1 protein-coding gene is annotated in these 384 nt (G+C 35.4%); it reads right to left on the bottom strand.

What is annotated here, in order from left to right; genetic code table 11:
• Positions 1–313: response regulator transcription factor (locus tag C6366_RS19100; RefSeq protein WP_233248606.1), on the bottom strand; the 313-nt coding region annotated here is incomplete at its 3' end.
• Between the last annotated feature and the right edge of the window lie 71 nt (positions 314–384).

Below are 384 nucleotides of genomic sequence, written 5' to 3'. Positions count from 1 at the left end.
ATTTCCCATTGTACACATCTTCTAAAGTGGAATTTAGCATTTTGTAGACATCCGTTTTATTTACGAAGCCTTTAAACCCCGATTCAATAATTCTTCGTAAAAATGAATTTTGAATGTCAAACGTAACTGCAATGATTTTTAAGTGATGAAATTCTCTTAAAATAAGCTGAGTCGCCTCCAGTCCGTTGATGGCTCCCATGTTGATATCCATCAGTATCACTTCTGCTTCCGCTATGTTTTGTAATTTCAGAAATTCCTCTCCACTTGATGCTTCTGCAATTACTTTATGGTTTAACTCAATCTCCAGGTACATTTTCAGATTGTCCCGGAATATCGCATTGTCATCTACCAGTATAAGCTTCATAGTTAATAGTTGGATTTAGT

The organism is Desulfonatronum sp. SC1 (genome assembly GCF_003046795.1).
In the GTDB taxonomy this organism is placed as follows: domain Bacteria; phylum Desulfobacterota; class Desulfovibrionia; order Desulfovibrionales; family Desulfonatronaceae; genus Desulfonatronum.
This window is presented reverse-complemented; position numbering and strand designations above follow the sequence as displayed.